The 6,091-nt window shown below is 64.3% G+C and carries 7 protein-coding genes and 2 pseudogenes; all 9 read left to right on the plus strand.

What is annotated here, in order from left to right; translation table 11 throughout:
* A pseudogene (locus tag EN964_RS21240) lies at positions 1–546 on the plus strand (Na+/H+ antiporter); the annotation flags it as partial.
* Positions 547–724: 178 nt separating this feature from the next.
* A complete protein-coding gene (gene glyA / locus EN964_RS21245; RefSeq protein ID WP_013532252.1) occupies positions 725–2,038 on the plus strand; it encodes a serine hydroxymethyltransferase in 1,314 nt (437 codons plus the stop codon).
* Positions 2,039–2,114: 76 nt separating this feature from the next.
* A complete protein-coding gene (locus EN964_RS21250) occupies positions 2,115–2,762 on the plus strand; it encodes a hypothetical protein (RefSeq protein ID WP_127271308.1) in 648 nt (215 codons plus the stop codon).
* A gap of 157 nt (positions 2,763–2,919) precedes the next feature.
* Positions 2,920–3,399, plus strand: coding sequence for a transcriptional regulator NrdR (nrdR, locus tag EN964_RS21255; protein ID WP_023810227.1), 480 nt, complete (start codon positions 2,920–2,922; stop codon positions 3,397–3,399).
* A gap of 2 nt (positions 3,400–3,401) precedes the next feature.
* Positions 3,402–4,517 carry a bifunctional diaminohydroxyphosphoribosylaminopyrimidine deaminase/5-amino-6-(5-phosphoribosylamino)uracil reductase RibD gene (ribD, locus tag EN964_RS21260; protein ID WP_127272670.1) on the plus strand — a complete coding sequence of 372 codons (1,116 nt, stop codon included), beginning with the start codon at positions 3,402–3,404 and terminating at the stop codon, positions 4,515–4,517.
* A gap of 12 nt (positions 4,518–4,529) precedes the next feature.
* Positions 4,530–5,147, plus strand: coding sequence for a riboflavin synthase (locus EN964_RS21265; RefSeq protein WP_127270991.1), 618 nt, complete (start codon positions 4,530–4,532; stop codon positions 5,145–5,147).
* The gene (locus EN964_RS21270; protein ID WP_127270989.1) at positions 5,147–5,350 is read left to right on the plus strand and encodes a DUF1778 domain-containing protein; all 204 of its coding nucleotides are present in this window, start codon (positions 5,147–5,149) and stop codon (positions 5,348–5,350) included. Before EN964_RS21265 ends, EN964_RS21270 begins: the two co-directional genes overlap by 1 nt.
* Positions 5,351–5,458: 108 nt before the next feature.
* Positions 5,459–5,953, plus strand: coding sequence for a 6,7-dimethyl-8-ribityllumazine synthase (gene ribH, locus EN964_RS21275; RefSeq protein ID WP_127270987.1), 495 nt, complete (start codon positions 5,459–5,461; stop codon positions 5,951–5,953).
* Positions 5,950–6,091 (plus strand): annotated as a pseudogene (locus EN964_RS21280) (N utilization substance protein B); the annotation flags it as partial. The gene ribH and the pseudogene EN964_RS21280, both read left to right, overlap by 4 nt.

Genomic DNA, 6,091 nt, shown 5'->3' on the forward strand with positions numbered 1-6,091 from the left:
ATTACGCTGGCCGGCATCCTGTCACTGCCGCTCGCCATGCCGGACGGCTCGCCGTTTCCGGCGCGCGACCTGGTCATTTTCCTGGCCGCCGGCGTCATTATCTGCTCGCTGGTCATCGCCAGCCTCGCTCTGCCGACGATCGCCAGGGGGCTGGTCGAGCCCGGTGAGGATGCCGGCGCCGCCGAGGAGCGCCTGGCGCGCGTGGGCGCCGCCAAGGCGGCGATCGCGCGCATCGAGAGCATTGCCGGAGCCGCTGATGATGAGGGGGGCGAGGTGCCCGGCGCCAGGCTTGCCGCTGCTGATAACATTGTCGCCGGCTACCGGCGCCGCATCGCCGCCTCGGACGAAGCCGATGAGGCCCGCGCTGAGGCGCGCGAAGCCGGAAGGCTGGAACTCGAATTGAGATCTGCCGGCATCGAAGCCGAGCGCGAGGCCGTGCGCGCCATGTTTCGCAGCGGCGAGATCAACGACCATACGTCGCAGGCGCTGTTTGCCGAAATCACGCTTACCGAGGCACTGCTGAAAGGTCGCAAGGCGAGGAAATAGCGACCCGCGGGCCTGGCTGGCGCAATCCGGCCAGCAAATTTCGCGTGGCAAACGTGGCGGGGCGAAAACAACTGTGTTAATGGCGCGGCAAATGCAAGTCGCCCAAAATTGTGCAGCGGTTTTGGGACAACGGCTTGCATAAATTAAAATTGCCCCCGAACCTTGAGGATTTCAGGCCATGGCAACAGCAGCGGCAGTGTCGAACAAGTTCGAATCCTTCTTCGAAACCACGCTGGCCGACGCCGATCCGGAGATTTTCGGGGCCATCCGCAACGAACTCGGCCGCCAGCGCCACGAGATCGAACTGATCGCCTCGGAAAACATTGTTTCCCGCGCCGTGCTTGAAGCGCAGGGCTCGATCATGACCAACAAATATGCCGAGGGCTATCCCGGCAAGCGCTATTATGGCGGCTGCCAGTTCGTCGACGTGGCCGAGGAACTGGCCATCGAGCGCGCCAAGAAGCTGTTCGGCTGCAACTTCGCCAACGTCCAGCCGAATTCCGGCAGCCAGATGAACCAGGCGGTGTTCCTGGCGCTTTTGCAGCCGGGCGACACGTTCATGGGCCTCGACCTCAATTCCGGCGGCCATCTGACCCACGGTTCGCCGGTCAACATGAGCGGCAAATGGTTCAAGGTCGTCTCCTATGGCGTGCGCCAGGACGACCATCTGCTCGACATGGATGCCATCGAGAAGACCGCGCATGAGACCAAGCCGAAGCTGATCCTGGCCGGCGGCACCGCCTATTCGCGCGTCTGGGACTGGAAGCGGTTTCGCGAGATCGCCGACGCGGTCGGCGCTTATCTGATGGTCGACATGGCGCACATCGCCGGCCTGGTCGCCGGCGGCGTGCATCCGTCGCCGCTGCCGCACGCCCATGTCGTGACCACCACGACGCACAAGTCGCTGCGCGGCCCGCGCGGCGGCATGATCCTGTGCAATGACGAGGACATCGCCAAGAAGATGAATTCGGCGGTGTTCCCCGGCCTGCAGGGCGGTCCGCTGATGCATGTCATCGCTGCCAAGGCTGTCGCTTTCGGCGAAGCGCTGAAGCCGAGTTTCAAGGTCTATGCCGAGAGCGTTGCCGCCAACGCCAAGGCGCTGGCCTCCAGCCTCAAGGAGACTGGTCTCGACATCGTCTCCGGCGGCACCGACAACCATCTCATGCTGGTGGACCTCAGGCCCAAGAACGCCACCGGCAAGCGCGCCGAGGCGGCGCTCGGCCGCGCCAACATCACCTGCAACAAGAACGGCATTCCGTTCGACCCGGAAAAGCCTTTCGTCACCTCGGGCGTGCGTCTCGGCACCCCGGCCGGCACCACGCGCGGCTTCGGCCAGGCCGAATTCCGCGAGATCGGCAAGCTGATCGCCGAAGTGCTGGACGGTCTCAAGGTTGCGAATTCCGACGAGGGCAATGCCGCTGTCGAAGCTGCGGTCAAGGCCAAGGTCGTGGCGCTGACCGATCGCTTCCCGCTCTATCCCTATCTCGGCTGACGCGATAGGAAGGCTTACCGCCTGCTGCAACGACAAGCGTCGTTTCAGCAGGCCGGGGCGACCGGCAGGAGCCTTGATGATGCGACCATTTCGTTTCGCCGACCTTGGTGCCGTTGGCGCTCTGGCCGCTTTGATCGCCGTGCCTTTCCCCGCCGCCTTGGCGAAAACCGCCTCTGCTCAACCAGCGCCTGCGCAACCCGCACCTCAGGCCGAGCCGGCGGCGCCCGCCCAGGTGGCACCCAAGCTCGAAACGTTCGGCAGATGGTCGACCCTGGTCGACGAGGTCGACACCGGTGAGGATCTGCGCAAGACCTGCGCTGCCTCGACCGCCTTTATCGGCGCGGGCGGCGTGCCCGGTACCTTGACGCTCGTCATCACGAACGGCGATGCACTGCCGCCGGATGCCTACCCCTCCATAACCATCGCCGTCGACAACAAGGGTCTGCCGGCCGGCAAGTCGATTGCCGCCACCATCGGCGACGACAAGGGCCGTGTCGCCGCCAAACTCCATTCCGATGGCGCCGTCAACGGCCGGCTCAGCTGGACCGTGGACAATCAGGCCAAGATCAGCCTGGCGCTCTTGCGCGCCATGCGCCGGGCATCGGTGCTTGATGTCTCCTTTGGCGACGCGCCTGTTGGAAGCATATCCATGGACGGCTTCACCAAGGCCTATCGCAGCCTCGGTGCATCGTGCGGATTCCCGACCGCCGACGTAGCTCCCTGAAGACATCGGTACGCGGTGCGGCTGCCTGGCGAGGCTGGCAATCCTGCTTGCGCCTCGCTATCTCTGAAGGGCGTGGGGCTGTTGGCGACACTTTGCCATCGCTGCAAAAACCTCTAAGCCTTTCGCTTCACCAGATTCGCCAACCAAAGGCTTCTCCATGCGCTGTCCCTATTGCCAGTCAGAAGATACGCAGGTGAAGGATTCGCGCCCCGCAGAGGATGGCGCGGCGATCCGCAGGCGGCGTGTCTGCCCCGATTGCGGCGGTCGCTTCACCACCTTCGAGCGCGTGCAGTTGCGCGACCTCGTCGTGGTCAAGAAATCGGGCCGCAAAGTGCCCTTCGACCGCGACAAGCTGCTGCGTTCGGTGGAGATCGCCGTGCGCAAGCGCAATGTCGATCCCGAGCGCATCGACCGCGCGGTGACCGGCATCGTGCGCCAGCTCGAAAGTTCCGGCGAGACGGAGGTTGCTTCGGGAGAAGTCGGCCGGCTGGTCATGGAAGCGCTGAAGTCGCTCGACGATGTCGCCTATGTCCGCTTTGCCTCGGTCTACCGCAATTTTCGCGAGGCCAAGGATTTCCATGAATTGCTGGGCGAGCTCAAGGGCGACGAAATCAAGGGTGAAGAGGAAGCCAGCTGAGCATGACTGCAAGCGAACAGGCCGCCCTTGATCGCCGCTTCATGGCGGCGGCACTCAGACTGTCGCGAAAAAATTCGGGGCGCACCGCGACCAACCCGTCCGTCGGCACGCTGATCGTACGCGATGACGGCAACGGTCCGATGATCGTCGGCACCGGCGTCACCGCTGTCGGCGGCCGCCCGCATGCCGAGACCGAGGCCCTGGCCGAGGCCGGCGAGCTCGCGCGCGGCGCCACCGCTTACGTCACGCTGGAGCCTTGCGCCCATCACGGCCGCACGCCGCCTTGCGCCAATGCGCTGGTCAATGCCGGTGTCGCGCGCGTCGTCGGTGCGGCCAGCGATCCCGATTCGCGCGTGTCCGGCAAGGGCTACGCGATCCTGCGTGCCGCCGGTGTCGAGGTGGTCGAGAAGGTGTTGGCCGAGCAAGCCTCCGAGCAGATGGCCGGCTATTTGATTCGTTCGTTGAGAAAACGCCCGGAAGTGATTCTCAAGCTTGCGCTTTCCAGCGACGGCAAGATCGGCAGGGAAGGCGGTGGGCAGGTGTCGATCACCGGAGATATCGCGCGCCGCGAAGTGTATCTGATGCGCGCCGAGGCGGATGGCATACTGGTTGGTATCGGCACGGCCCTTGAGGACGATCCGGCCCTGACGGTGCGTTTGCCGGGGCTGGAGAACCGTTCGCCTGCCCGCATCGTGCTCGACCGCCAGATCCGGTTGCCGGAGGCCTCGAAGCTGGTTTCGGGCGTCGACCGGGTGCCGCTCTATATCGCCGCCTGCCTGGAGGCCGATCCGCTGCGGCGCGCAGCACTCGAACGCGCCGGCGTCCGCTTCATCGGCACCGAGACCCATGAAGGCGGCGTCGCGCTGCCGGAACTGCTCGAGGATCTGGCCGCGCTCGGCATGGCCAGCGTGCTGGTCGAGGGCGGCGCCAAGGTGGCGAGCGCTTTCCTGGCCGACGAACTGGTCGACCGCATCGTGCTGTTCCAGGGACCGGAAGCGATCGGCGATGACGGCATTGCATCGCCTGTTGACGCTGACCATATCCCGGCAGGTTTTCGCAAGCTGCGCGAGATGCGCTTTGGCGAAGACAGTTACGCCGAGTGGATAAGAGATTTTTAGGGATCAACACCGATGTTCACCGGAATTGTCACCGATGTCGGCACTGTCGCTTCCGTCAAACCGCTCAGGCAAGGGGTGGGTTTGCGCATCGACACAGCCTATGACCCGCGGACCATTGCCATCGGTGCCTCAATCTCCTGCGGCGGCGTCTGCCTGACGGTTACGGCCTTGCCCGACAGCGGCTCGAATGCGCGCTGGTTCGAGGTTGAAGCATGGGAGGAAGCCTTGCGGCTGACCACGGCCTCGGGCTGGAAATCCGGCACCAAGGTCAATCTGGAGCGGGCGCTGAAGATCGGCGACGAACTCGGCGGCCACATCGTTTCGGGCCATGTCGACGGCATGGCCGAGATCGTCGAGCGCAAGGATGAGGGCGACGCCGTGCGCTTCACGCTGGAGGCGCCGCGCGACCTGGCGAAGTTCATTGCGCCAAAAGGCTCGGTCGCGCTCGACGGCACCTCGCTCACCGTCAACAAGCTCGAAGGCACGCGCTTCGACGTGCTTTTGATCCACCATTCGCTGACCGTGACCACCTGGGGTGAGCGCAAAGTCGGCGACCGCGTCAATCTCGAGATCGACACCATGGCCCGCTACGCGGCGCGGCTGGTGGAGGCGACGAAAGAGGGGCTGTGATGACCAAGGACAGGGTGAATTCCACGCAGGAAGACAAGTTGATGCGTGAGGAGCGGGCCGATGTGAACACCGAAGGGCACTCGCAGCTCGATCTGTCTGTCAACGACAGCAGAGTCTTCGTTGAAGCCTTGATCAATCCACGATCGGTGAACGATCGTCTGCGCGATACGGTGCGTCGCTACCGTCACGTTACAGGCTCCTGAATACTGGAAACCCAACAAGTTCTGCCGACCGTCGGCGTCGTGGACAATCTTCCGCTTGCGATGAACCCGGCTTCGGCCTAAGTCACCGGCAACTCCCCGGAGACTTTTATGGCTGGCACATCCCAACACGGCAAAGCCTTCATTCGTCCGAAGGCGAAGGCGCATCTGCTCATTGTCGAAGCGCGCTTTCACGACGACCTTGCCGACGCGCTGCTCGACGGCGCGACAAGCGCGCTCGATGAAGCGGGCGCGACTTACGATGTCGTCACCGTTCCAGGTTCGCTCGAGATCCCCGCAGTGATCTCCTTTGCACTGGACGGCGCGACGGGAGGCGGCACACATTATGACGGCTTTGTCGCGCTCGGCACCGTCGTCCGCGGCGACACCTATCATTTCGACATTGTCGCCAATGAATCCAGCCGCGCGCTCATGGATTTGAGCGTGCAGGACTCGGTCTGCATCGGCAATGGCATCCTCACCACCGAGAATGACGCCCAGGCCTGGACTCGCGCCAAACGCTCGGAAGGCGACAAGGGCGGCTTTGCCGCGCGTGCGGCCCTGACCATGATTGCCCTCAAGGAACAACTGGGAGCGCGATCGTGAGCGAACCCGCTTCGCCCGGCCAGCCCGCGGTGCGCCACGCCAACAAGCGCGGCGCTGCCCGTCTTGCCGCCGTGCAGGCGCTCTATCAGATGGATGTCGCCGGCAGTGGCGTCTTCGAGATCACCGCCGAATACGAGG

The organism is Mesorhizobium sp. M7A.F.Ca.CA.001.10.2.1, from assembly GCF_003998575.1.
GTDB lineage: Bacteria > Pseudomonadota > Alphaproteobacteria > Rhizobiales > Rhizobiaceae > Mesorhizobium.